This is a genomic window from Cutibacterium sp. (assembly GCF_030525615.1).
Lineage (GTDB): Bacteria > Actinomycetota > Actinomycetes > Propionibacteriales > Propionibacteriaceae > Cutibacterium.
In genome coordinates, this window is record NZ_JAUNEJ010000002.1 from 303100 (window position 1) to 326744 (window position 23645).

The 23645-nt window shown below is 60.9% G+C and carries 21 protein-coding genes and 4 tRNA genes; 10 read left to right on the top strand and 15 right to left on the bottom strand.

The window, feature by feature from the left end; all coding sequences use genetic code 11:
* Window positions 1-45: 45 nt before the first annotated feature.
* The 5 genes from Q4B98_RS05140 to Q4B98_RS05160 all read right to left on the bottom strand — a co-directional run bounded on the left by Q4B98_RS05140 (window position 46) and on the right by Q4B98_RS05160 (window position 4432).
* Entirely contained in the window at window positions 46-1548 is a 1503-nt protein-coding gene (locus Q4B98_RS05140; RefSeq protein ID WP_303196026.1) for a potassium/proton antiporter, read from the bottom strand.
* Window positions 1549-1760: 212 nt separating this feature from the next.
* Window positions 1761-1845, bottom strand: a tRNA-Ser gene (locus Q4B98_RS05145).
* A gap of 62 nt (window positions 1846-1907) precedes the next feature.
* Window positions 1908-3284 carry a lipopolysaccharide biosynthesis protein gene (locus tag Q4B98_RS05150; protein WP_368492314.1) on the bottom strand — a complete coding sequence of 459 codons (1377 nt, stop codon included), beginning with the start codon at window positions 3282-3284 and terminating at the stop codon, window positions 1908-1910.
* Between the two features lie 20 nt (window positions 3285-3304).
* Window positions 3305-3754: a nucleoside deaminase gene (locus Q4B98_RS05155; RefSeq protein ID WP_303196133.1), complete on the bottom strand. Its 450-nt coding sequence runs from the start codon at window positions 3752-3754 to the stop codon at window positions 3305-3307.
* A 36-nt stretch (window positions 3755-3790) separates the two neighbouring features.
* Window positions 3791-4432: a tRNA adenosine deaminase-associated protein gene (locus tag Q4B98_RS05160; RefSeq protein WP_368492310.1), complete on the bottom strand. Its 642-nt coding sequence runs from the start codon at window positions 4430-4432 to the stop codon at window positions 3791-3793.
* A gap of 237 nt (window positions 4433-4669) precedes the next feature.
* Here Q4B98_RS05160 and upp point away from each other — a divergent pair, with 237 nt between their 5' ends.
* Both upp and Q4B98_RS05170 read left to right on the top strand, forming a co-directional pair.
* Complete coding sequence (upp, locus tag Q4B98_RS05165) at window positions 4670-5296, top strand: uracil phosphoribosyltransferase (protein ID WP_303196135.1); 627 nt, start codon at window positions 4670-4672, stop codon at window positions 5294-5296.
* Complete coding sequence (locus tag Q4B98_RS05170; protein WP_303196027.1) at window positions 5293-6111, top strand: MaoC/PaaZ C-terminal domain-containing protein; 819 nt, start codon at window positions 5293-5295, stop codon at window positions 6109-6111. The genes upp and Q4B98_RS05170 overlap by 4 nt, the downstream gene beginning before the upstream one ends.
* A gap of 47 nt (window positions 6112-6158) precedes the next feature.
* On the opposite strand, the gene Q4B98_RS05175 is transcribed toward Q4B98_RS05170, so the two are convergent.
* Complete coding sequence (locus Q4B98_RS05175; RefSeq protein ID WP_303196136.1) at window positions 6159-6710, bottom strand: YbaK/EbsC family protein; 552 nt, start codon at window positions 6708-6710, stop codon at window positions 6159-6161.
* Between the two features lie 67 nt (window positions 6711-6777).
* Here Q4B98_RS05175 and Q4B98_RS05180 point away from each other — a divergent pair, with 67 nt between their 5' ends.
* A complete protein-coding gene (locus Q4B98_RS05180; protein WP_303196028.1) occupies window positions 6778-8673 on the top strand; it encodes an alpha-amylase family glycosyl hydrolase in 1896 nt (631 codons plus the stop codon).
* A gap of 26 nt (window positions 8674-8699) precedes the next feature.
* Here Q4B98_RS05180 and Q4B98_RS05185 read toward each other — a convergent pair whose 3' ends face one another.
* The 3 genes from Q4B98_RS05185 to Q4B98_RS05195 form a co-directional block, all read right to left on the bottom strand.
* Window positions 8700-8942: a hypothetical protein gene (locus Q4B98_RS05185; RefSeq protein WP_303196029.1), complete on the bottom strand. Its 243-nt coding sequence runs from the start codon at window positions 8940-8942 to the stop codon at window positions 8700-8702.
* A 70-nt stretch (window positions 8943-9012) separates the two neighbouring features.
* Window positions 9013-9085: transfer RNA gene (locus tag Q4B98_RS05190), tRNA-Arg, on the bottom strand.
* 268 nt (window positions 9086-9353) lie between these two features.
* Window positions 9354-9443, bottom strand: a tRNA-Ser gene (locus tag Q4B98_RS05195).
* 211 nt (window positions 9444-9654) lie between these two features.
* Between Q4B98_RS05195 and Q4B98_RS05200 the strand changes: the two genes are divergently transcribed.
* Window positions 9655-11493 carry an LCP family protein gene (locus Q4B98_RS05200; RefSeq protein WP_368492315.1) on the top strand — a complete coding sequence of 613 codons (1839 nt, stop codon included), beginning with the start codon at window positions 9655-9657 and terminating at the stop codon, window positions 11491-11493.
* Between the two features lie 93 nt (window positions 11494-11586).
* Here the strand turns inward: Q4B98_RS05200 and galK are convergent, their stop codons facing one another.
* Window positions 11587-12822: a galactokinase gene (gene galK / locus Q4B98_RS05205; protein ID WP_303196030.1), complete on the bottom strand. Its 1236-nt coding sequence runs from the start codon at window positions 12820-12822 to the stop codon at window positions 11587-11589.
* A 218-nt stretch (window positions 12823-13040) separates the two neighbouring features.
* Between galK and Q4B98_RS05210 the strand changes: the two genes are divergently transcribed.
* Both Q4B98_RS05210 and Q4B98_RS05215 read left to right on the top strand, forming a co-directional pair.
* Entirely contained in the window at window positions 13041-14750 is a 1710-nt protein-coding gene (locus tag Q4B98_RS05210) for a sodium:solute symporter family protein (protein ID WP_303196031.1), read from the top strand.
* 64 nt (window positions 14751-14814) lie between these two features.
* On the top strand, window positions 14815-15033 hold the full coding sequence (locus Q4B98_RS05215; protein WP_303196138.1) for a hypothetical protein: 219 nt from the start codon (window positions 14815-14817) through the stop codon (window positions 15031-15033).
* Between the two features lie 191 nt (window positions 15034-15224).
* On the opposite strand, the gene Q4B98_RS05220 is transcribed toward Q4B98_RS05215, so the two are convergent.
* The 4 genes from Q4B98_RS05220 to Q4B98_RS05235 all read right to left on the bottom strand — a co-directional run bounded on the left by Q4B98_RS05220 (window position 15225) and on the right by Q4B98_RS05235 (window position 17409).
* On the bottom strand, window positions 15225-15716 hold the full coding sequence (locus tag Q4B98_RS05220) for a hypothetical protein (RefSeq protein WP_303196139.1): 492 nt from the start codon (window positions 15714-15716) through the stop codon (window positions 15225-15227).
* An 84-nt stretch (window positions 15717-15800) separates the two neighbouring features.
* Window positions 15801-15886 (bottom strand) — tRNA-Ser (locus Q4B98_RS05225).
* Window positions 15887-16084: 198 nt separating this feature from the next.
* Window positions 16085-16552 carry a hypothetical protein gene (locus tag Q4B98_RS05230; protein WP_303196140.1) on the bottom strand — a complete coding sequence of 156 codons (468 nt, stop codon included), beginning with the start codon at window positions 16550-16552 and terminating at the stop codon, window positions 16085-16087.
* 407 nt (window positions 16553-16959) lie between these two features.
* Entirely contained in the window at window positions 16960-17409 is a 450-nt protein-coding gene (locus tag Q4B98_RS05235; protein ID WP_303196032.1) for a hypothetical protein, read from the bottom strand.
* A gap of 332 nt (window positions 17410-17741) precedes the next feature.
* On the opposite strand from Q4B98_RS05235, the gene Q4B98_RS05240 reads away from it, so the two are divergent.
* From Q4B98_RS05240 to Q4B98_RS05255, 4 genes are all read left to right on the top strand, one after another.
* A complete protein-coding gene (locus tag Q4B98_RS05240) occupies window positions 17742-18743 on the top strand; it encodes an NAD(P)H-quinone oxidoreductase (protein WP_303196033.1) in 1002 nt (333 codons plus the stop codon).
* A 431-nt stretch (window positions 18744-19174) separates the two neighbouring features.
* A complete protein-coding gene (gene argG, locus Q4B98_RS05245; RefSeq protein WP_303196034.1) occupies window positions 19175-20593 on the top strand; it encodes an argininosuccinate synthase in 1419 nt (472 codons plus the stop codon).
* A gap of 256 nt (window positions 20594-20849) precedes the next feature.
* Entirely contained in the window at window positions 20850-21041 is a 192-nt protein-coding gene (locus Q4B98_RS05250) for a hypothetical protein (RefSeq protein WP_303196035.1), read from the top strand.
* A 205-nt stretch (window positions 21042-21246) separates the two neighbouring features.
* On the top strand, window positions 21247-22467 hold the full coding sequence (locus Q4B98_RS05255) for an MFS transporter (RefSeq protein WP_303196036.1): 1221 nt from the start codon (window positions 21247-21249) through the stop codon (window positions 22465-22467).
* A 228-nt stretch (window positions 22468-22695) separates the two neighbouring features.
* Here the strand turns inward: Q4B98_RS05255 and Q4B98_RS05260 are convergent, their stop codons facing one another.
* A complete protein-coding gene (locus tag Q4B98_RS05260) occupies window positions 22696-23643 on the bottom strand; it encodes an endonuclease domain-containing protein (RefSeq protein WP_303196037.1) in 948 nt (315 codons plus the stop codon).
* Window positions 23644-23645 lie beyond the last annotated feature (2 nt).

Below are 23645 nucleotides of genomic sequence, written 5' to 3' on the forward strand. Positions count from 1 at the left end.
TCCGTCGGCATGTGCCCGCTAGTCGGTTGGGTGCCTGCCGGTCGGCTATTCGGCTTGGAAGCGCAGCCCGTACCAGCGCGCCAACCTGCCACCCCGACCAATCTCGGTGAGCCTCTCCACGACGTTCCTCCGCTGTCCCTGCGGGACGACGATGAGGAGTTCGTCACCCTGCTCCAGCTTGGTTTCTGCACGCGGGGAAAAAGAACGGTCGCCACGGATGATGAGGGAAACGACACAGTTTCGCGGCAGTCGCAATTCGCGAACCGTCACGCCGGCGAGCTGCGATCCTTCCGGAACGTCAGCCTGCAGCAGGTCCGCGTCGATCTCGTCGAGAGGAGCGACCTCGATCGTCACGTCCTTAGCCGTCTGGGAATCGACGACGCCGAGCAGGTTCGCCGCCCCCGGCAAGGTCGGACCCTGGACGCAAGTGAAGACGACAACGAGAACCAGGATGACATCGAAGAATTCGTCGGCCCGGTCCATGTGAGAAGCCATGGGAATCGTGGCCAAAATGATCGGCACGGCTCCCCGCAAACCAGCCCAGGACAAGAAGAACCGCTCACGCCGTCGGAACCCGAACCAGGTCGTGCACGCGAGAACAGCCAGGGGACGGGCGACAAAAGTCAGCAACAGACCAGCGGCGACGCCCGAACCGACAGAGGCCCAGGTGAGACGATCAGGATTGGCCAACAGACCGAGCATGACGAACAGGCCGATCTGGGAAATCCAGCCGACACCTTCGGAGAAGGACCTGGTGGTGTGCTGGTATGGCAGGTCGCCGTTGCCGATTATGACCGAGGCGACATAGACGGCAGCGAATCCGGACACGTGGATCCACACGCCGACGCCATAGGCGGTGACGGCCCATGCCATCGCGGCGATGGCGTACAGGTTGCCCGACGGAAGAGTGGTGCGTCGTCCAACCTTGACAGCCGCCCAGCCAACAACCAGACCGACGAGAATGCCACCGATGAGTTCAAGGGCAATGGACCCAAGCAAAGGGAGGACGCCGACATTCGACTCCCCGGTTGCCACTCCGGTCAATGCAATGACGACGAGGACGGTCGGGGCGTCGTTGAGACCGGATTCTGCCTCCAGCACAGATCTGAGGCGATCGGGTAATGAGACGCCGCGGAGTACCGAAAACACCGCCGCAGAGTCGGTTGGAGCGGTCGCCGCGCCAAGGAGGGCTGCGACGCTCCAGTGCATACCGAGCACATAGTGGCCGAGCAGGGTCATGACACCGAAAGAGACGGCGACACCGACGGTCGCCAGCAAACCTGCCGGGCCCAGGGCCGGTCTTATGTCTTTCCAGTTCGTCGATAACCCACCCTCGGCCAAGATGAGCACGAGAGCAGCGAAACCGATGGCGTGTGCGGTGCCTGGGTCGTTGAAGTCAATGCCGAAACCGATAGGGCCGAGCATCATCCCGACCAACAGGAACAGCAACAGAGCGGGCAATCCCAGACGGGTGCCGATCCGGGCCGCGTATGCGGCCAGCAACACGACGACGGCGCCAAGGAACAAAGCGAGGTCAGAGGGTTGCACGTAAGCATTATCCCAGCGCAACGGCGTCCGCCGCGATTTTGGACACCATGAGCGCGGCTGTCTCGCGGGAAGCGGACATCACGACAAGCGGAGCGGCCACCCGTCGACACGCATACGCGCATTTCTGCCGCCAACCCCACAAGCCAAGGCGAGACACAAGCCCACATGAGGCGAAGCCCCAGGAGTTCACACTGCTCCCGGGGCTTCATCGGCGGTGACGGAGGGATTTGAACCCTCGGTAGCTCTCGCTACACCCGCTTTCGAGGCGGGCACTTTCGGCCGCTCAGACACGTCACCGCTAATAAGCGTAGCGAATCCGCTGCGTGCGGCCAAAATTTGGGAACACGTCGTCACAGGGGTCACAGACGGCTGTCCTCGCTGACCTCAGCTTTCTCCCCGACCTGCGCATTCTTCTTGTCGAACCTCTTGGCGACCACGAGAGCCAACCCGATGTAAAACACCAGCAGCCCAGCCATGATAAAGGACATCTGGTAAATCGTCCCCACAATCGAAAGATCACTGAGGTTCAGATATGTCAAAGGCACGACCGCGTAGATAATCGCGAAGATCAGGGCGATCCCGTTGTTACGAGTCACGATGAACATATTCGAGATCGGCGAGGTGACGAAATTGACATACAGCCATGGCACCAGCGCCACCGCAATGTCGGCCGACTGCTCGAACTTCGCGCCCAGCAGCCACGGCAGCACCGGCGGAATAAGGACGTACAGCAGCCCGAACGGCACAATCCCGACCAGCAGCGACCTCACTACCGATTTCTTGACGGTTTGATAAAACTTCCCAGCGTCCGAGACCGACAGTTTCTGGAAGAACACCTGGGACAACGCTTGGTTGATGACCGCCGCCGGCATCTGCATCAACGTCCACGCGATACTGAATCGCCCGTAGCCAGCAGTGGAAAACTTCACCATGATAATCATGTTGACCCCCTGCTGCCGGATCGCATCTACGATGGCATTCGGCGCCGTCAACAGCGGCAACTGCCGATACTTACGCATCACCGCGCGCATCGGCATATCGGATTCCTTGATATTGCGCAGATCAGGGCCCAGGCGGCGTCGGAAGTTGTTGAGGGCCAGGCATTTGCCCAGGAAGGTTGCGACAACCTGGCCGAGGGCACCAGCAGTAATGGCACACGAGGTGATACGCCCAACAGCTGTCGTCGACTGACACCACAGGGCATTGGTTCCAATAACGCCGAACCGTTTGCGTCGGTTCGCCCAGTAATTGACGACGCTCACCTCGGTATACGTGAAGACGATCGGGCCGACCGCCAATAGCCACCACCGAGCCTCCGGCTTCTCGAGCAGCCCCGAGAGGAATCCGCCCATCGGGATCATCGCGAGCATTGCCAACGTCGAGACGACTGCGTTGATCCGCGTTGCCAACCGCAATACCCGCTTGGCTTCAGAATCGTCGCGCGGCAGCACAATGGCCATTTCATAGCGCAGGGCTGCCGCAGGGATCACGAACTGGGAGACGGCCATGATGGCCCCGTAAATACCCCAGTCAGACGGGTCAATGTGGTGGGTGACATAGAGGGTGGCCAGAGCAGCAACCAGCTGAGCCAAGCCGGTCCCGCTCATAACCTTCGTCACCGAGGCGAGAAACTCGTGGCGCTGAATATAGGCGTGAGCACGCGGAAAGCGCACTCGTTTCTCATCGGTCGTCGTCGGTTTTGCGGGTGGCGTCTGTTCCCCAGGCCCCGACGGCACCGATTCCGTTGGCGTGTTGGTCACTCGTCCACAGTACAGACCCGATGTCGAGCAAAGAATTCGCCCAACAGTGCGGACGACTCCTCAGCCATGACGCCAGAGACCACTTCGGGCCGGTGCGGAAGTCTCGGGTCGCGCATGACATCGAACAGGGAACTGACGGCACCGGCCTTAGGATCGAAGGCCCCGAAAACCACCCTTGGAATCCTCGCCGCGACGATCGTCCCGGCGCACATGGTGCATGGTTCCAGGGTGACAACAATCGTACAGTCGTCCAGACGCCAACCGTTTCGGGCCTCGGCCGCGCGTCGGATGGCGAGCACCTCGGCATGGGCGGTCGGGTCCCCAGTGAGTTCGCGCTCGTTTCCGGCCTCGGAGAGAACTTTGCCGTCGTAGCCGAGAATCACCGCGCCAATCGGGACGTCACCCCATTGCGCCGCGCGTCTCGCCACGTCGAGGGCTCGGGTCATGGCCTGACGCCAACCCGACATCGGACCAGCCACCGCTCAGCGCACCGACGTATTAGCGGCCCGCTCGAACTGCGGCCCGAAATGAACCCGGGCAGCGATGTCAGTCAAAATCTCGTCAGAGTCCTCGTCGGCCTCGGCGAATGCCTCCATGTCGAACTCACCCAAACCGGCGTCAGCGAGCATGTCACCGTCGCCCATGGTCTCGGGGTCGTCGTCAGGGTCCGGGATGTCCTCACCGAGGAAATCGGCGACGTCACGAGCGATCGGCCAATCGTTGGCCTGGGTCGCGTCGGACAAGAAGACCTGCACGTTACGGCCGCGAACCCGAACGATGACGTAGAACTGGTGGTCAATCGACACCATGCCGACGGCTCCCGCGTCGCCGGGGAGACGACGCAGCTGGGTGATGAGCTCGTCCAGGTCGTTGGCAAGTATTGGCTCCATGGGAACCGCAACCCGCTCACCATCATCGTTGTAGAGGGCTACCACGAAGTCGATTTCGTCCTCACCGGCGTCCTCGAGATCGTCATCGTCATAGTCATCATCGTCGTCGTAGTCGTCCTCATCATCGGGCAACTCGTCGTATTCATCGAGATCGTCATAGTCATCGACGTCATCGACGTCGAAGGACTTGACGTCATCGTCGGGGACAAACTCGTCATCGCTGAACCGGGACATGACGACCTCCTTGGGGGCGAACGTCTCCATCGTTGCAGACATCTGGCGCCGGAAACAGTCGCAGGGCCGATTTGAGTGCGATCTTCTCAGTGAAAGTAGGTGTCCCGACAGTGCCAAACCCCTGTATGGGCCGCGACCGTCACCTGCGCCACCCCTCCCGGTAGCTGCGCCAGTTTTGCCCACCTGCGCCACCGATGCCCGTCATGTGCGAAAGTTGGTCTCGTGGAACTCACCGTCATGGATCATCCCCTCGTCTCTCACAAGCTGACTCTGCTGCGCTCAGTGGACACCCCCAGCCCGGTTTTCCGTCACCTTGTGGAAGAACTCGTCACCCTCTTGGCTTACGAAGGCACCCGCGATGTGCGCGTCGAGCCGACCACCGTCACCACCCCGCTGACCACCACTGAAGGTGTTGCCCTGGCCCGCCCCAAGCCACTCGTCGTCCCGATCTTGCGCGCCGGCCTCGGAATGCTCGAGGGCATGATGCGCCTCGTCCCCTCGACTGAGGTCGGCTTCGTCGGCATGACCCGTGACGAAGAAACCCTCCAGCCGATGACCTACGCCGAACGTCTCCCCAAGGACCTTTCCGGGCGTCAGTGCTACGTCCTCGACCCCATGCTGGCCACCGGCGGTTCGCTAGGCGGAACCGTCGAGTTCCTCGTCCGACGCGGCGCCGACCACATCACCTGCCTGTGCATTCTGGCCGCCCCGGAAGGTATCGAGAACTTCCGCAAGCTCGTCAGCTCCCTCGACGTTCCCTGCCACCTCGTCGTGGCCGGGGTTGACGACCACCTCAACGAACACGGCTACATCGTCCCTGGTCTCGGCGACGCCGGTGACCGTCTCTACGGCCTGGCCGAATGACGCCACCCCACCCGGACGACGCGCGCCCCAGCGACGATCGCCCCGACGGCCTGCACACAGGTGACCTGCGCACCGGCAATCTCCGCCCCGCAGATCTGCGCGGTCTAGCGACCCTGCTAGGTTCCCCCGAACCCGACACCATCGTCCCGCTGTGTTGGCACTGGGTGCTCCTGCTCAACCCGGTCGACCCCATCAACCTCGACGAGGACGGGTACACCATCGGGTCCCCGATCACCCCGAACCCGGGTATGACAAGGATGTTCGCTGGGGGTCGGGTGCGCACCATGGCCCCGCTGTCCCTTAACCGCGAGACCACCCGCACCACCAAGGTCTCCTCGGTCATCGACAAGCAGGGGCGGCGAGGCCCTCTCCGCTTCGTAACGATGAGATCTACTTGGAACCAGGACGGCCAGGACTGTCTCATTGACGACCAGGACTACGTCTTCGTGCCGGACTCCTCCCCTGCCCCCTCACCTGAGGGCGCCGGGCAGACCGATGGGGACGGCTTCCTCGTCACCGAGCCTCTTCTCGTCACCTTCTCCGCTCTTACGGCCAACCCGTACCGCATTCACTGGGACCGTGACTTTTGTCGCCGTCACGGCCACGACGGGCTGGTAGTCCACGGACCGCTGCAGGCCCTCCTCATGGCGCAGGCATTGGAGAACAAGGTCAAGGACGTCGTCGGCAAGGAATTCTCCTACCGTTTCCGCGCCCCGGCGACGGCCCCGACCCGACTGAGTATGGATGGCGGCGGGACCCAGGTCCGTCGCCCTGACGGCACAGTGACGGCGACCTCGACCCTCACGGAATTCTGACCCAGGTCTCAGGCACGTCCCGACAAACCCAGGTCAGCACACCGACCTCAGTTCGCCAATCCCTCGACGACCTCAGCCCCCGGCAGGGACACCAAGTCAGCCCCGCTGACGATCAGTTTGGAGCTGCGCAGCCCTGATCCGATACACAGGGCCTCGGCCTCGGCGACTCGCGGGTCGATCCATATCGGCCACTCCGCAGGCAGCCCGACCGGGGTGATACCGCCGTACTCCATTCCGGACATGCTGACAGCCTCATCCACAGGAGCGAAAGAGGCCTTGCGGACGTCGAGCTTCTTGCGCACCACCTTGTTGACGTCAACCCTTGTCGTTGCCAAGGCCACACATGCGACGTACTTCTCGACGTCACCGCGCTTGCCCTTGACGATGACGCAGTTACCACACGTCTCGAGTCCCTCACCGAAGGCTTCACACAAGGCGTCGTCATCGGCGATCTCGGGATCAATGCTGAAAACGACTGCCGAGGGCAACTCGGCTGCTCGACCGGCGACCGTCGCGGCCAGCAGCTCAGGGTGATCGGCAGCGGGCAGATGTTCAACGGAGTCGTACATGCAAGCCACAGTAGCCACCGTCGACCACATAACGGAATCCCTTCTCACACCATGAACGGATACCGTTGAGCGTGGTTTTTCGACGACAAGGAGAACGATGACTCACGATACGACGGCAGTGAACGGCGAATCTCGCCCAAATGCCACCGATCCCGTTCCTGCCGACTACGCCGACCGTGCCAAGGGCATGGGTGTCTCACTCATCGACGGCGGTGCCGCGTTCCGCCTGTGGGCCCCGCACGCCGAGGCCATCGCCGTCACCGGGACCTTCGACAACTGGCAGGCACAACCGACAGGTGACCAGAACGACGCCGAAAAGGTCCGCTCGTCGAAATTCCAGCTTGTCAACGAGGGAAGCGGCTACTGGTATGGCCATGCCGCCGGTGCCAAGGTGGGCGACGAGTACCGCTTCGTCCTCGTCAATGGTGACCAGGTGATCTCCCGCATTGACCCCTATGCCCGCCAGGTGACGAACTCAGTCGGCAACGGCATCATCACCGACCCCAACGCCTACGACTGGGAGGGTGACGACTTCACTCCCCCGACCCTGAACGAGCTCGTCATCTACGAAATGCACACCGGCACCTTCTTTGACAAGCACCCAGACGACGGCAAGCCTGCCGACCTGGGCGACGTCGAGGACAAGATCGACCACCTCGTCCACCTCGGCGTCAATGCCGTCGAGCTCATGCCCCTCATGGAATTCGCGGGAGATTACTCGTGGGGTTACAACCCTGCGCACATCTTCGCTGTCGAAAGCGCCTACGGCGGACCGGAGAAGCTACGCGATCTTGTCAAGACCTGCCACAAGCATGGCCTGGCGGTCATCATCGACGTCGTGTACAACCATTTCGGCCCCTCAGATCTCAACCTGTGGCAATTCGACGGCTGGAGTGAGAACAACAAGGGCGGTATCTACTTCTACAACGACTGGAGGTCCTCGACGCCCTGGGGTGACACCCGCCCCGACTATGGCCGCGGCGAGGTCCGCGAGTTTATTCGCGACAACGCCATGATGTGGCTGGAGGAGTTCCACGCCGACGGTCTGCGTTACGACATGACCCCGTACATGCGCAGCGTCGACGCAACTGTGATGAACATCCCTGACGGCTGGAGTCTCACCCGCTGGATAAACACCGAAATCCGCGCGAAGTTCCCGCGCGCCATCACCATCGCCGAGGATCTCCACGGTGAACCCAAGGTCGTCTCAACCGCTGACGACGGTGCCGCATTCCATGCCCAGTGGGACAACCATTTCGTCCATCCGATCCGAGCCGCTGTCATCGCCGCGTCCGACCAGGCCCGCGACATGGATGCCGTCCGCGATGCCGTTGAATTCTCCTATGGTGACGCCTTCTCCCGCGTCATCTACACCGAGTCCCACGACGAGGTCGCCAACGGTTCTGCTCGCGTCCCCCAGGAGGTTAACGACGAGGATCCGACCGGCTACTATGCCCAGAAACGCTCCACCTTGGGGGCGGCTTTGGTATTCACCGCTCCGGGTGTGCCGATGATCTTCCAGGGCCAGGAATTCTTGGAAGGCGAGTGGTTCCGCGACACCGTGCCGCTGCATTGGGACCAAGGGGCTCAGTTCAAGGGCATCTTCCGGATGTACCGCGATCTCGTCGGTCTCCGCCTCAACGAGCAAGGCCACACCAAAGGCCTCACCGGCCAGCACGTCGACACTCTGCACCTACACCCGGATAACCACGTCTACGCCTTCCACCGCTGGGCTGACGGTGGACCGCACGACGACGTCGTGGTGGCGGTGAACCTCGACTCCAAGACCTGGGGCGAGTACACCATCGGAATGCCGGCTGTTGGACGCTGGACGACCATGTTCAACTCCGACGCGAAGGTGTACTCAGACGCCTTCAACGGGGTGAACGTCCCCGCGTGGTTTGACGCCGTTGAGGACGATTACGACGGCCACCCGGCGTCGGCGACCGTTGTTCTGCCGCCTTACAGCGTGGTCATCCTGTCGCGCGCCTGAGGCGCCCCGACGCCAGAGCACCGGGGTCAGTCCCCGGCAAAGACCTGCTGGGCAGTGGCCGGGTCGTTGGTGATGACGGCATCAACGCCAACGGTCTGGGCCTCGCGCAGGTCGTTGGGAGCGTCGACAGTCCAGGTGCGCACGAGATGGTTGAACGAAGAGATGACGGTACGGTCGGCGATGTGGTGGCCGTCGATGGATCGGGAAACGGCCTCGATGAGACCGGGGTAGCGCTCAATACTGTTTTTGAGCTCGATATTGACGCCCATCAACCATGCTACGGATGACCCGCCGGTAGAAACGACGAAACCCCACCACAAAGGTGGGGCTGCGATCTTGCGCGCCCGGAGGGATTCGAACCCCCAACCTTCTGATCCGTAGTCAGATGCTCTATCCGTTGAGCCACGGGCGCTAAGCGCCTCGCGCGTTGACAAACATTACAGCTCTCAATTCCGCGACGCAAACTAACGTGGCGCATACCTGTCAAACCTGCCTGAACAGCGGTTTTGAGTCGAGGAGGGTGGGCTGCGGAACCGGGCACTCGGACCATCCGCCGCGACCCCTCCGCCAGTTGACACCAAGCAACTGGATGACACCGCCCAGCCAGAAGACACACCACAACAGGAAAACCAAGAAAACACAAAGCCCGGCGCCTCCGAAAAGGAGTCACCGGGCGTCAGCGGAGGTGGCGGGATTTGAACCCGCGATGGGATTACCTCCCAAACCCGCTTAGCAGGCGGGCGCCATAGACCTGACTAGGCGACACCTCCAATTGCCGTGTCAGCCTACCGTCTTAGCCCCTCTCCCACCAATTCCGGGTTCCTCGCGACCGTCCACCATCCACAACAAGAACACTCACTCGCGAGGCCCTCCCGATGACAGCCGCAATTTACACTGCCTTGTCAGCCGCGCCCACGTCCACCTAGTGCCAGCGGTTACCATAGGGGGCGCCCCATGAAACATTTGCAGAAAGGCACGGGTATGGCTGACGAGTCACACGGCATGAACTCGCCGTATCCACGTCACGCCGCCAACCCTGACTGGATGAACGATCCGGAGGCCAACGAGGACACCCACGTTCTGCGGCGCGCGGACCTCAATGCAGCGGCCCAGGGATCCGCGCCCTTTCCCCGTCCCCGACGCTCAGCCACCGAGCCGCCCATCAACACTCCCCAGCCGACCCGCCAACCGAGCCCGCGTCCCAGTCCCGCCCGCCGAGCCGCTGCAACCTCAAAGGCATGCTGGGGTCGGCGCACCCCGTCGCGGTGGAACGAGGAAGCCAAACGCAATCATGCCTTCCGCTCCTGCATCGAATGGACCATCCTTGGAGCCATCGTTCCCGGCCTTACCCTGTCTCGCAGCCGCACCCCACGCCGCCACGTCGCAGGCCTCACAATTACCGGTATCCTCCTGATCGCACTGACCGTCGCCGTCTTCTTCATCCTGGCGAACCCGACACTCGCGGCGTCTATCGTGGTACGACCGAAACCGCTCACCGCACTGGCCTGGGGACTTCCTATCCTGGCTGTCGTTCTCGTCGCCCTGCTGACCTTCTCCCACCTGGACCTTCGCCCTCGCGGCATAACGCGGGGGCAGCGATGGTTCTCCACCATCCTCGTCACCGTGTTGTGTACTGCCTTAGCGACCCCATTGGCCGTCGCAGGACGCTACGCCTACGACGAGGCGCACATGCTCGGACGGATCTTCACCGACAAGCGCTCCGGCACTCGTCCTGCCATTGACTACAACCAAAGCGTCAAGGACATTTGGGCTTCCAAGCCACGAGTCAACGTCCTTCTCGTCGGAGCTGACGACAACAAAGCTCGCCACTATCGCGCTGCGGGTTCCATGAGTACAGACACCCTCATGGTGGCGTCGATCAACACCTCCAACGGTGACACCTCAATCTTCCAAATCCCGCGCAACACCGCGAGAATGCCTTTCCCGGCCGATTCACCACTGCACAACGACTTCCCCAATGGATTCATCGGGGAGGACGACGATGGCACCAACCCCGACTACATGGCCAACGCGATCTGGTCGACGGTCTCTGCCGATTACGTCGATCGGATGGGCGAGACCGATTATCCCGGCGCTGACGCCCTCAAACTGGCCACCGGCGAAGCCCTCGGTCTCACGGTTGACTACTTCGTCATGCTCGACATCGACGGCCTCCAGAAACTCATCGACGCCCTCGGCGGGGTGACTGTCAATATCAACGAGCGTCTCCCCATCGCCGGCAATACCGAGGGCAAGGAACCCGAAGGATACCTTGAAATTGGCCCCGCTCAGCGCCTCGACGGATACCACGCTATGTGGTATGCCCGGTCGCGATCGGAGAGCACCGACTACGACCGAATGGGACGTCAATCCTGCCTCATGAAGGCCGTCCTTGACCAAGCCAGTCCTCAGAACGTATTGACACGTTTTGAGTCGATTGCCGACGCCTCTGGCCAGATGGTGGTTTCCGATATCCCGCAGGGAATGTTGCCAGCCTTCGTCGACCTGGCCGCGACCATGCGAGGGGCCAACATCAACCGTGTCGTCTTCACCAACGGCAAGCACGGATTCATCTCGGCACATCCAGACTACGATCTCGTCCGCCAGCAGGTGAAGGCCGCCATCGGTGGCGTCGCGGAGTCCAAGAACAAGAACAAGCCGGTGACCGGGGCCTCGGCGGCCAAGCCGAGCAAAACCGCCACGCCGACGGCCCCGTCAAACAAGCCCTCGCACAGCGCTGTCTCGAGTCCCTCGCCGACCAGCCAGGACGTTTCCCAGTCAGTGACTGATGCCTGCGCCTACAACCCTCAGGAACCCTGACAGACGACGCCAGCCGGGCCGACGGTCACACACCGGCCAACACCGGTCATCAACACTGCCTGGTCCACCGCTGGACGAGAGCCTTCACATTCGTCACTGCACTCGGCTGGCAGCAGGCCCAGGAGTGACGACATAGAGGTCAGGATGGGTGAACCCGGCATCGCGGAAAGCCTTGACGACCTGCGTGGCGACCTGGTTGCGAACGTCGCGATCAACCAGCGCGATGGCACATCCACCGAACCCGCCACCAGTCATCCGCGCGCCAAGGGCTCCGGCCGCGCGGGCCGCATCGACTGCGGTGTCAAGCTCCGGGCAGGTGACCTCGTAGTCGTCACGCAGAGAGTCGTGGGAGGCGTTCATCAGTGGCCCCACCTCGCGGATACGTCCGGCGTCGACGAGCTCGACGAACTGGGTCACGCGGTCATTTTCGGTCACTACGTGACGCACACGCTTGGTCATCTCCTCGTCATCGAGAGCCGCCAAAGCGGCACCGAGGTCGCCAACCTCGCGCAAACTGGCGACGCCGAGGATACGGGATGCGTTCTCGCAGGCACGGCGGCGGGCCTCATACTGACCGTCCACAAGACTGTGTGCGGCTCGGGTGTCGATGACGAGGAGCTCCAGTCCGGAAGCCGCAAGGTCGAAGGGAACTTGACGGACGGACCAGTCGTCGCAGTCGAGGAGGAGGGCGTGGCCCTCAGTGGTGCGCAGGGAGGCCGTCTGGTCCAGGCCTCCAGTTGGGGCTCCGGCGACGTCGTTCTCTGCAGCGCGAGCGGCATTGACGAGATCGGCGCGACCGGCGTCGGAGTCGGACATTCCAAGGTCATACAGGTCGGCGATAGCCAGCCCGACGCCGCACTCCACGGCCGCCGAGGAGGACAGCCCCGCACCCAGCGGGACACAGGTCGCCAGAGCGGCTTCGAATCCGCCGATCTTGTGACCGGCTTCACGCAGGGCCCATGCGACACCGGCGGTATAGGCCTGCCAGCCATTGACGGACCCCGGAGCAATCTCGTCGAGGGTTCCTTCCCAGGAGAGGACAGTGTCACCGAGCTGGGAAAAAAGGACGACCTTGTCGTCGTCACGGCGTCGAGCGGCGACGTAGGTACGATGAGGCAGGGCGATGGGCAGGCAGAAACCGTTGTTGTAGTCGGTGTGCTCGCCGATGACATTGACCCGTCCTGGGGCGGCCCAGACTCCGTCCGGAGTGCCGCCAATGTGCTCGGCGAAGAGTCCTCGAGCGCGAGCCGCACCATCCTCAGCCGACCATGCCGTGCCGATCGTGGGGGTGTCGTCATCCGTTGAGAAGGCGTCGGTTGTCTGCGACATCAGTGGCTCCTTTGCCTGTCAAGAATCCCTGTCAGTGAGCACTGACCGTACGCCGGTTGACCACAACTGCAGGGTTCTTCGCTCACTGAAAATGTTTACATAGTCCAAAATAGCGGGTCGGGATGTGGACCTACCAAACCGGGGGCCTATGATTCCCGAGAGCGATGCCGACAATGCCATCACCGCCCTCGTAACGACAGAAAGGACCACCCTACACTATGCCGTTAGAGACACTTATCAATGCGGGATTCATTGATTATGTGATCCTGCTCATCTACTTCTTGTTCGTTCTTGGAATCGGCCTGGCCGCCAAACGTCACGTGTCCGGGTCCCTTGACTTCTTCCTGTCCGGGCGAAGCTTGCCTGGTTGGGTAACGGGGTTGGCATTCGTGTCAGCCAACCTTGGTGCCGTGGAGATCATGGGTCAGTCGGCCAACGGCGCGCAGATGGGCGTCCCGGCCGTTCACTACTTCTGGATCGGTGCCATCCCGGCAATGATCTTCCTCGGCATCGTCATGATGCCGTTCTACTACGGCTCTGGCGTGCGCTCAGTGCCGGAGTTCATGCTCAAACGATTCGGGCCAGCTGCTCACTTGGTCAACGCGATCTCCTTCGCGCTCGCCCAGCTGCTCATCGCCGGTGTCAACCTGTACCTGCTGGGAACCATCGTCCACGCGCTGCTGGGATGGCCGCTGTGGGTCGCCCTCATCGTTGCTGCAGTCATCGTGCTGGTGTACATCACCCTTGGTGGTCTGTCGGCAGCCATTTACAACGAGGTGCTGCAGTTCTTCGTCATCGTCGCCTCCCTGCTACCACTGGTCATCATCGGCCTGCACCGTGTCGGCGGATGGAATGGCCTCAAGGCGAAGATCACCGAAGCAGCGAATGCCCATCCTGACACCATCGCCCCCGCTGCTCAGCAGTTGCACTCGTGGCCTGGTCAGGCGCTGTCGGGATTTGACAACCCGGTGCTGTCGGTCCTCGGCATCGTCTTTGGCCTCGGATTCGTACTGTCCTTCGGTTACTGGACGACGAACTTCGTCGAGGTGCAGCGCGCCATGGCGTCCGATTCATTGTCGTCTTCGCGCAAGACCCCGATCATCGGCGCTTTCCCGAAGATGCTGGTGCCCTTCCTCACCGTTCTTCCCGGTATGTTGGCCGCAGTGCTCGTGCCGGAGATCGCTCGCACCAAGGCAGGCGAAGAGGTCGCCGGTGGTGCATCGGGCAACTTGGTCCAGTACAACGACTCGGTGCTGTTCCTCATTCGTGACCTGTTGCCGACCGGCCTGACGGGCTTGGCAATCACGGGCCTGCTGGCAGCGTTCATGGCCGGTATGGCCGCAAACGTGTCGGCGTTCAACACCGTGTTCAGCGTCGATATCTGGGAGCGCTACGTCATCAAGGGCAAGTCTGACGATTACTACGTCAAGGTCGGCCGAATCGCCACGATCATCGCGACGATCATCGCTATTGGAACCGCAGTTATGGCGTCCGGTTTCTCCAACATCATGGACTACCTGCAGACGCTGTTTGGTTTCTTCAACGCCCCGCTGTTCGCGACGTTCATCCTCGGTATGTTCTGGAAGAAGTCGACACCTCACGCCGGCTGGTCGGGACTGGTCGCCGGTACCCTCAGCGCCGTGGTGGTATGGGCTTTGAGCATGGCTGGTGTGTACACCTTGCCGGGTCAGGGCACTGCGTTCCTGGCTGCCTTGGCCGGATTCGTCGTCGACATCCTCGTCAGTGTTGTGGTTTCGCTGTTCACAGCGCCGAAACCGGCGACGGAACTTGTCGGCTTGGTGTATTCGGAGACGCCAAAAGAACACCTCATCGATCCACACGAGAAGACCCTCCCGTGGTATCGCCGGACTGTTCCGCTCGGCATGATCGTGCTTGCCGTCACCGTCGTTCTGAACATCATTTTCTGAGGAGGTTGTCATGTCGAAGGAAACTTCCAAAGTCGATAGCACTAATCGCAAGGTCGCCCGCGCGATGGATATTCGCACCGCCATTGGTGGATTGCTTGCCATCTACGGAATCATCTTGACGATTGCTGGTTTGGTGATGGACGCTGACGCCCGGGCCAACGTGTGGGCGGGGATCTGCCTGCTCGTTGCCGGAGCAGCGTTCTTGGTGTGGGTGAAAGCTCGCCCAACCAAGCTGCCAGAGGCAGCTCAGACAACAGACGCTGGTCAACCTGAAAAGAGCTGATACGCAGTTGGTGTGAAAACCAGCGCTGAGATGTGGCCGGGCCGTGTATCACACGGTCCGGCCACATTCATTGTCCGGGGCTATCGGTCATTGTCCAGGGCTATTCACCGAAAGGCCAGAACACATGCCCATGCAGAAGGCCGCGACGTCCACAACTGCTTTCTGGACGCCACGGCCTTACTGACTGGTCTTCAGATGTTTTGCCGGTAACCGCGCGACTTATCCAGGCGGTGTGCGACGTCGACGGCCAGGTCGTCCATCTCCTTGGGATCCCCGACGCCTGGACGAACGATGTGAGTACGTCCGACTTGGCCGTGGTAGAGGGTGAGACGGGAACGCGACTCCGTAAGCGCCGCTTTGGTTACCTTGTCCCAGGTGCCACGACGGTCCTGTCCAGCGCCATGGATGTGGTAGCCCTTGTCGTCAAGGTCGACATACAGCTTCATGTGAGCCATTGACCAGGCGGCGGTGATGGCAAGGGCAATGCCGCACGCCAGAACGGCGATACCCACAATGGTCACGACTTCATGCCAGCTGTTGGCAATGCTGATGACCATGAGGACGGCACCGACGATCGACAGAATGCCGGCCAAGACGAATCCACGGATTGGAGGCTCCGGCGACATGACGTGTCGGGTCGTGCCGGGCGGAAGATCCGCGAGGTCCTTCTTGGCCATCCCAATCTCCCGTCGTCGCAAAACTGATGTTGTGAAGAACTGATGTTCTAAGGGCTTGGCCCCTGACCAGGTGTGAGGGGCGGACCCTCATGGCGGCGAGAGTGGGATTCGAACCCACGGAGGTTTCCCTCGGCCGCTTTCAAGGCGGCTGCACTCGTCCACTATGCGATCTCGCCAACCGGACTCAGCCCGGTGGGTCACATCTTAGCCAAGATTCACCAATGTTATTCATCGTCTTGGGCAAGAGTGGGGTCCCTGTACCTACCACCGCCCCCACACACCTGCCCCAGACCAGCCGCCGCTGACTACTACTCACAGGCGTACGCAACGTCATGCGCAACTACACCTAGGAACAAAACCCCGGACGCTTCGGCTTATTGTTGTCCGGGTTTGGTCAGCAATCCCACAAGCTCGTTAACTTTGAATGGTTTCGACGCTGACCGTGTCGTCACAATCTCACCAGACTGGTCACCCGCACGCCACCCCACTGTCCACACCTCCGTCATACCAAGGGTGTACTCCCCAGGATGCTGATACACATACCCGCAATCAGGGGACTCAGCGCGCGGATCAGCACTGGCAGGACGAGGAGTCGAATGCGTGCACCGAATAACCTTCTCCCCCGTGTCATAGATAGTCTTCACCCGATGTGCGTCAAGAGACACCACAATCCCATGGGAAGAATTACTCGCTCGACGATGCCCAACCCCCGGATTATGAAACCATAACGGCTGCCCCACCGCCGTAATATTCCACTTATTAGCCGAAGGACGCGGCTCAACCTCGATAACAGGTTTCGGCAACTGAATATTCGCCGCAATATCAACCGACCAATCCCTCACCTGTTCAGCCGACGGACCTGTATTTTTACCACGCGCAGAACGACGACCGGATTGAGACTCTTCCCCCGGATCGCTATACCCAACCCAATACGGGATCCGATTCACCACAACAACCGGCGAATCATCATAAGGTCCCCACCGCTTCCCAGGCTCAGACGAGGCACCACCACCATCATCGGCACCACGAGAACGATGACGCTTATGATGAGAGTCCCTGCTACCCGGGGCACCATGCTTGGCTCCCCGATCAAAACCGACACCCGGCTTTCGATGAGAACCACCGATACGCTTATTAATATTGATAACACCGGTGCTTTCATTATCAACGGGGCCCTCAGAAGGCATCTTTCCTCCTGTCTGCTGCATCCCAACACTTTGCGCTGCAATCAGCGCCACTACAGCAACCGTCAACCCTCGCATTTTTCTACTCTTTCCGAGAATCCATCTACAATCACCATCTGACCGCTGATCCGATCGAAGAAAAACCGATCACGTTTCAACGTCCCGTGATCAACCACCACCCCTGAATCATCTAGAAACTGCCACCCTCTTTGATCGACACAGGAATCAATGGCTACCGCATGACCTTCTTTAGCCTCATTCAAAGCAATACTGACCGATCCATAGTCAGCCGAATCAGGCCTGACAACGTGACCACGCTCGTGCACCTTCACGTAGTATTCCTGGATCATCTCCTCCCAAGCCCCACCAACGACGTCTGCCATGTCGGGAGGCAGAGTGTCGCCTCCACCCTTCTGCTCAAACAGCAACACCTGCTCCAAATACGTTTCGTAAACCTTCTTGGCCTCCAAAAACAGCGCGTCTTCCTTCGTCCCCGGCACCGGCGTCGCTGACACTTTCACAAACCTCAACTTGTCCGCCCCCGGAGTCGAACTCGTCGACGCACTGGCAGCTGGAGTCACCCCGCCCATCGACCCGGACGAACCCCCTCCACCACACCCGCTCACCCCTACAACCATCCCCGCAAAGACAGCCATCGTCGCTACCCACCGTCTACAACGTCCGACATGCTCACCATTCATCACCATGGCCACAATCTTGGAGGCCCACACAACCGGTGAGAACCCTCGCACTCAAAATCTGTGGATAACCCGCAAAAACTGTGGACAAGGCCACCCAGTCATGTGACGAAACCCAACCCTGTCTCGCTGTGTGGCAGGCTTGAAGTATGCATGCCATCACCGTCCGCCCCACTGACAAGACAGACTCCAAAGGCCGTCATCGTCCCGGCCCCGAATGCATCGAATGGACCGAAGTCCCCACCCCCGAGCCGGGCCCAAGCGAGGTTCTCGTCAAGGTAAAAGCAGCCGGTATTAACCGAGGCGATCTCCTGCAGCGCCAGGGGCTCTACCCGCCACCCAAAGGCGTTACCGACACCATGGGTCTGGAAGTCAGCGGCACCGTCTCCTCGCTTGGACCACATGTAGAGGGCTGGTCCGAAGGTGACGAGGTCGTTGCTCTGCTCGCTGGCGGCGGATATGCCGAGTACGTCATTGTCCCGGCTGGTCAGCTTCTCCCCATTCCCGAAGGTGTTGATCCCGTCACCGCGTCAACCCTCATCGAGGTCGCTGCCACTGTGATCTCCAATATGGACCACGTCGGCCTATCCAAGGGTGAAACCTTCCTCGTCCACGGCGGCGCGGGGGGCATTGGCCAATTTGCCATCCAATACGCCAAATCACTCGGCTGCACGGTCATCACGACCTGCGGCACCGTCGAGAAACAGGAGTTCTGCCGCAAGCTAGGCGCCGACGTTGCCCTCAACTATCACGAGGATTGGGTTTCCGGCGTCAAGGAAGCCACCCACGGTCGCGGCGTCGACGTCATCCTGGACGTCATGGGCGCAAAGTACCTTGGACTGAACGTCGATGTGCTAGCGACTGGCGGTCGTCTCGACATTATCGGAATGCAGGGCGGCGTCAAAGGAGAACTCAACATCGGGAAGCTCCTCAACAAGCGCGCACTTGTCACCGCAACCAGCCTCCGCCCACGTCCTCTCGAGGAGAAGGCTGCGATCTGCCAGCGAGTTCGTGAGATTGCCTGGCCGCTCTATGCCAACGGCAGCATTAAACCCGCCCCCGTGACGTCCTTCCCCATGTCCGAGGCTGGCAAGGCTCACGCACAGCTCGAGTCCGGCGAGGTACTCGGAAAGGCCGCGCTGACCCTCTGATCCTTCTTCCCAAAAGACCTGCCACGGTTTCGGCTGCGGCAGGTCGTATGTGTGCGCGATAGCCGGACGCACCTCAGCCTCATCCGACAACCCTGGCCCGACCATCAAACATCTGAACAAAACACTCATCGCCAGATTCGCGGTGGTGATTCGGTTCCTTATGAGTCCTCTCGCAAGGTCTGGTAGCAGCCGAAGACCCCAGCAACCCCATTTCCACAACAGCGAGAGGTGCCAGAACTGACTCGCGGGGCCCCGGCGCGAAATCACCCTTGCCCTACTGCGGCTTCCCTCCGGCCCCGTGGTTATCCGGATTATGACTACAGGCTCTGCAACTTACGGTGGCACCACCCGACATCAGTGGCCGGATCGCCACCAAACCCCGACCGCATATCCATTTGAACGACTGCATATATATGCGCTAGAGTAGGAACGTGTCCAAGGTCATTACTCAGCTTCCCGCCGGCGAGCGTGTCGGCATTGCATTCTCCGGAGGTCTCGACACCTCAGTAGCCGTCGCATGGATGCGCGAGAACGGCGCAATCCCGTGCACCTACACCGCCGACATTGGCCAGTACGATGAGCCCGATGTCGCGTCAGTGCCAGGCCGCGCCCTCGACTACGGTGCCGAGCTCTCTCGACTTGTCGACTGCAAAGCTTCCCTCGTTGAGGAGGGCCTCAGCGCCATCGCATGCGGCGCCTTCAACGTCCGATCCGCCGGACGTCCCTACTTCAACACCACACCGATCGGTCGCGCTGTCGCCGGAACCCTGCTGGTGCGCGCCATGCATGCCGATGGCGTCTCTATTTGGGGCGACGGCTCCACATACAAGGGCAACGACATCGAGCGGTTCTACCGCTACGGCCTGCTTGCCAACCCACAGTTGCGCATTTACAAGCCTTGGCTTGACGAAAAGTTCGTCGCCGAGCTCGGCGGCCGTGATGAGATGAGTTCTTGGCTCACCGCCCACAACCTGCCTTACCGCGACTCCAAAGAGAAGGCTTACTCGACCGACGCCAACATCTGGGGGGCCACCCACGAGGCCAAGACCCTTGAGTCCCTGCATGTCTCGATCGAGTCCGTGGAACCCATCATGGGAGTCAAGTTCTGGGACCCCGACGTCAAGATCGACGCCGAGGAAGTGACGGTCTCTTTCGAACAGGGACAGCCTGTCGCCATCAACGGCAAGGAGTACGACGACAAAGTCGCCCTCGTCCTGGAGGCAAACGCCATCGGCGGCCGTCATGGACTTGGTATGAGCGACCAGATCGAAAACCGCATCATCGAGGCGAAGTCTCGCGGTATCTACGAGGCACCCGGCATGGCCCTACTGCACATCGCCTATGAGCGACTCGTCAACGCCATTCACAACGAGGACACCATCGCGACTTACCACAATGAGGGCCGTCGTCTCGGACGGCTGCTCTACGAGGGGCGCTGGCTCGACCCGCAGTCCCTCATGATCCGCGAGTCGCTGACGCATTGGGTCGCCAGCGCGATCACCGGGTCGGTCACCCTGAAGTTGCGGCGCGGTTGGGACTATTCCATCCTCGACACCACTGGCCCGAACTTCTCGTACCACGCTGAAAAGCTGTCGATGGAGCGGGTCGAAGGTGCCGCGTTCGGCCCGACCGAACGTATTGGTCAGCTCACCATGCGCAACCTCGACATCGCCGACACCCGCGAGAAACTCGAGCTCTACTCCGCCCAGGGTCAGCTCACCAACCACGCCGATCTCGTCGGACGGCTCGCGGCTGGCGGCGCAGCGGCTATCGCGTCAAGTGGATACGCCGACGATGACGACAGCCAGAAGGCTCTTGACGCTGCGGCAATGGAATTCGGCGTCGACTGATCTGCAACATCTTAAGTCTGGTTGATTCTGGCCGCCCGGGTAACCTCGGGCGGCCAGAATGAGTTTTCCACGTTGTTATCCAATATTCAGTGTGCGATCTCTTCCCACGGCCCCCGGGTAGCCTACTGACGACAATGAGTATTAACACGACACCCCCAAGTGGCTGGACCAATCCCGGTGGAAACTCACCATACGAGAGCTATCCCTCGCAGCCTTACAAACTTCAAATGGGCCTCCGCTCCTCGCCTGATGAGAAGTGATTCTCAGGTCTCTCTTTGACCCGTCGTTCGAGTACTACGTGACACCGAAGATTGCGAAGATCTTCTGCCTCCTCGCCACCATCTTCGCAGTCGCGATGTGGATCGGCACGGTCATCACGGCTGGTGTTGGCGGCGACGACACCCACGCCAGCGAGGTCCTCGTCGTGCTCACAACCCTACTTGGGTAGATTCTGGCATTCTTGTTTATCACCGGAGCGAGAATGCAAACCGAGTTTATCCGTGTCCAAAACTAGTGAGATCACCTCCAACATCCGCCAGAAATTGGACCGCTGGCTCAATCTTAAAAACCGCGCAGCACTCACGTTGTGCCGCCTTTTCCATTCCCGGACTCGCAGCCGACACGAGATGGTCAGATCGTTATAGACTACTCGAATGCGCGGTTATAGGGATGTCATTGCCATCCGGGAGGTGTGGGCAACCCTCCTCTTGTCGTCTCTGATACGGATCCCGATTTTTAGCCTCGGGATCGTCATGAGTGTCCACGTCGTCAGCTCACTACATCTCGATTATGTGCGAGCCGGGGCAGTGACAACCGTGGTGACCGTCGCATCGATGATTTCAGGCCCGTGGCGAGGCGGCATGGTCGACCGCAGAGGGCTGCGACGAACCATGTTTCCCTCTCTGATCGTTACGACGCTTACCTGGGGATTATCACCGTGGCTAGGGTATTTCCCACTCCTCGCGCTGTGCGCCATAGGTGGCCTTTGGAACTACCCCATCTTCACAATCCCACGCCAAGTCTTGATGGCGGCAGTACCGGCTTCCCGACGCCGCGCCGTACTGTCGCTGGACTCGGTGACCGTGGAGATTTGTTACATGATCGGCCCGACCGTCGCCATCATCGCAGCGACGGCCATTGGAACCCAGATCACCATTACCGCATGTGGCTTCATCGCAACCATCGGTGCGGCAGGACTGATGATCCTCAACCCAGCGACCAAGGACCCGTCCGAGACTGGCCCGGCACCTTCCGCAGCCCAGAACCCATCGTCAGCGGCGCCGGTCGGTCAAACCGCTCATAACCGAAAAATGGCGTGGTTGTCCCCGAGATCGGCGTCGATCCTGCTCGCCGTCATTGCAGCAGGGTTCTGCCTGGGCGGTATTGAACTAACGACCGTCGCAGCAATGAGGTCAATGGGTCATCCCGAGGCAATCGGGTGGGTACTTGCTGCCTCCGGTCTGGGGTCGGCCGTTGGAGGGGTCATGTATGGCTCCTTGCCACGGGGAGCGTCCACGGCACTTCTCCTGATTTTCCTCGGCTCTACCAGCGCGCTGCCCGCCATTTCCAGCACTCCTGCGTCGACGGCCATCCTGCTGTTCGTGGGCGGCGTCTTTTGTGCCCCGACGATTACGTCATCCATCGACGCGCTCACCGACTTAGTCCCACCGGACTCCCGGGGAACCATCATCGGATGGCAGGGATCGTGCCTCAACGCCGGCACAGCCATGGCGGCCCCATTGATCGGCGCCGTCATGGACTCTCACGGGTGGCAGTGGGGGTTCCTCCTGGCTGGTATTTCCAGCGCCATCATTGGAGTCATCGTGTGGGCAACAGCCAAGGTGCTGAGAAAACGCAGACCATGTGATCGCTAATGCGCCGACGCTAGCACTAGCTTCGCTTCCTCTCCGCCGTCCCCTGCGCTTATCGCTGCTCCCCACCACCTTGCATGTACTCCTCCTTCGTTGTGGTGATGTGGTGGATGACTGGCGCGGGCGTCGGGTGGGGTGGCAGCAGATTCATTCATAACCCGTATTGCCACCGCTGAACACGGTGACGTCCGAAATGCAGCTGTGCCCGGAGGCGGTATCGGGGAGCTCCTGCTAGGCGACTTGGGCACCGTTCATAATGCGGCGCAACACGGACTCGGGATATATGTTTTTGGGCCGATGGCGCCGATGAAGATGTGAGGCCAACCAGTCCAGCACGAACCGAGGATTACGTCGAACCATGGTCGGGGTGGCGTGAAGCACGGTCCACCCATGCCGATCGAGGTGGGCCGACCGCATCATGGTGTCTTCGAAGCCCTCCCTAGTGCCATGAACACTCCGCCCGTCGATCTCCAACGCGACATGTTCAGCATCGAAAGCTTGGTCAAGGTAGTAGCAGCGCTCTCCGGCCCACACTTTTCGGTTGGGTTTGTGGCCGGTGACGCCAACAGCGCGCAACATACGGCTCACCTCTAACTCGGGAATAGACCAGGCGTTCAGGTCAATGTCGGCCAGCGCGGCGTCGACCTCGGATTTGGAGTATCGGCGCGTCAGCGACTTACGGGCCTTGCGACAAGAGGCAGGGGTCACCAGGCGTTGGCGCAGCGCCTCACACACCCACTCCCATTCACCGGCGATGGCCAACATGAGTACCGAGACCTCGGGAACGGCCATGCGTATACCATCGCGTTCGGTGAGGTAGCGATGGGGCATATGCCAGCGGTGAACCCGGATTCCGGGCCGGTGCACACGCCGAGTCATGGAAAACGCCTCCACACAGTTAATACGGCTCAGGTCCATGTAGCGATCGGCGCCAGGGGCTTTCAAACCTTGCAGTAGCAATGCGGTTTTCCCAACGAAGGTGATGTCGCGGTGCCATAGCACCAGAGCGCGGATGATGGTGCGAGGGTCATCAGCCAAGCCAGTAGCGGCCACCACACCAGGCAGGATACGGACAGCGTCGCCGCGCGCTACGGCACGGTCGGCTTGGCCTCGGATCGGGCTCCAGCGGTGAATCCGGGCGACACCATAGTGATTGAGATGATCGTGAAGGGTCCTCATAT

Bases quoted from the DNA above. Each gene is read 5' to 3' on its own strand.
- Q4B98_RS05155 (WP_303196133.1), bottom strand. From the start codon at position 3,754: ATGACCCGAGCCCTCGACGTGGCGAGACGCGCGGCGCAATGGGGTGAC.
- Q4B98_RS05160 (WP_368492310.1), bottom strand. From the start codon at position 4,432: ATGTCCCGGTTCAGCGATGACGAGTTTGTCCCCGACGATGACGTCAAG.
- upp (WP_303196135.1), top strand. From the start codon at position 4,670: ATGGATCATCCCCTCGTCTCTCACAAGCTGACTCTGCTGCGCTCAGTG.
- Q4B98_RS05170 (WP_303196027.1), top strand. From the start codon at position 5,293: ATGACGCCACCCCACCCGGACGACGCGCGCCCCAGCGACGATCGCCCC.
- Q4B98_RS05175 (WP_303196136.1), bottom strand. From the start codon at position 6,710: ATGTGGTCGACGGTGGCTACTGTGGCTTGCATGTACGACTCCGTTGAA.
- Q4B98_RS05180 (WP_303196028.1), top strand. From the start codon at position 6,778: ATGACTCACGATACGACGGCAGTGAACGGCGAATCTCGCCCAAATGCC.
- Q4B98_RS05185 (WP_303196029.1), bottom strand. From the start codon at position 8,942: ATGGGCGTCAATATCGAGCTCAAAAACAGTATTGAGCGCTACCCCGGT.
- Q4B98_RS05200 (WP_368492315.1), top strand. From the start codon at position 9,655: ATGGCTGACGAGTCACACGGCATGAACTCGCCGTATCCACGTCACGCC.
- galK (WP_303196030.1), bottom strand. From the start codon at position 12,822: ATGTCGCAGACAACCGACGCCTTCTCAACGGATGACGACACCCCCACG.
- Q4B98_RS05210 (WP_303196031.1), top strand. From the start codon at position 13,041: ATGCCGTTAGAGACACTTATCAATGCGGGATTCATTGATTATGTGATC.
- Q4B98_RS05215 (WP_303196138.1), top strand. From the start codon at position 14,815: ATGGATATTCGCACCGCCATTGGTGGATTGCTTGCCATCTACGGAATC.
- Q4B98_RS05240 (WP_303196033.1), top strand. From the start codon at position 17,742: ATGCATGCCATCACCGTCCGCCCCACTGACAAGACAGACTCCAAAGGC.
- Q4B98_RS05255 (WP_303196036.1), top strand. From the start codon at position 21,247: ATGCGCGGTTATAGGGATGTCATTGCCATCCGGGAGGTGTGGGCAACC.
- Q4B98_RS05260 (WP_303196037.1), bottom strand. From the start codon at position 23,643: ATGAGGACCCTTCACGATCATCTCAATCACTATGGTGTCGCCCGGATT.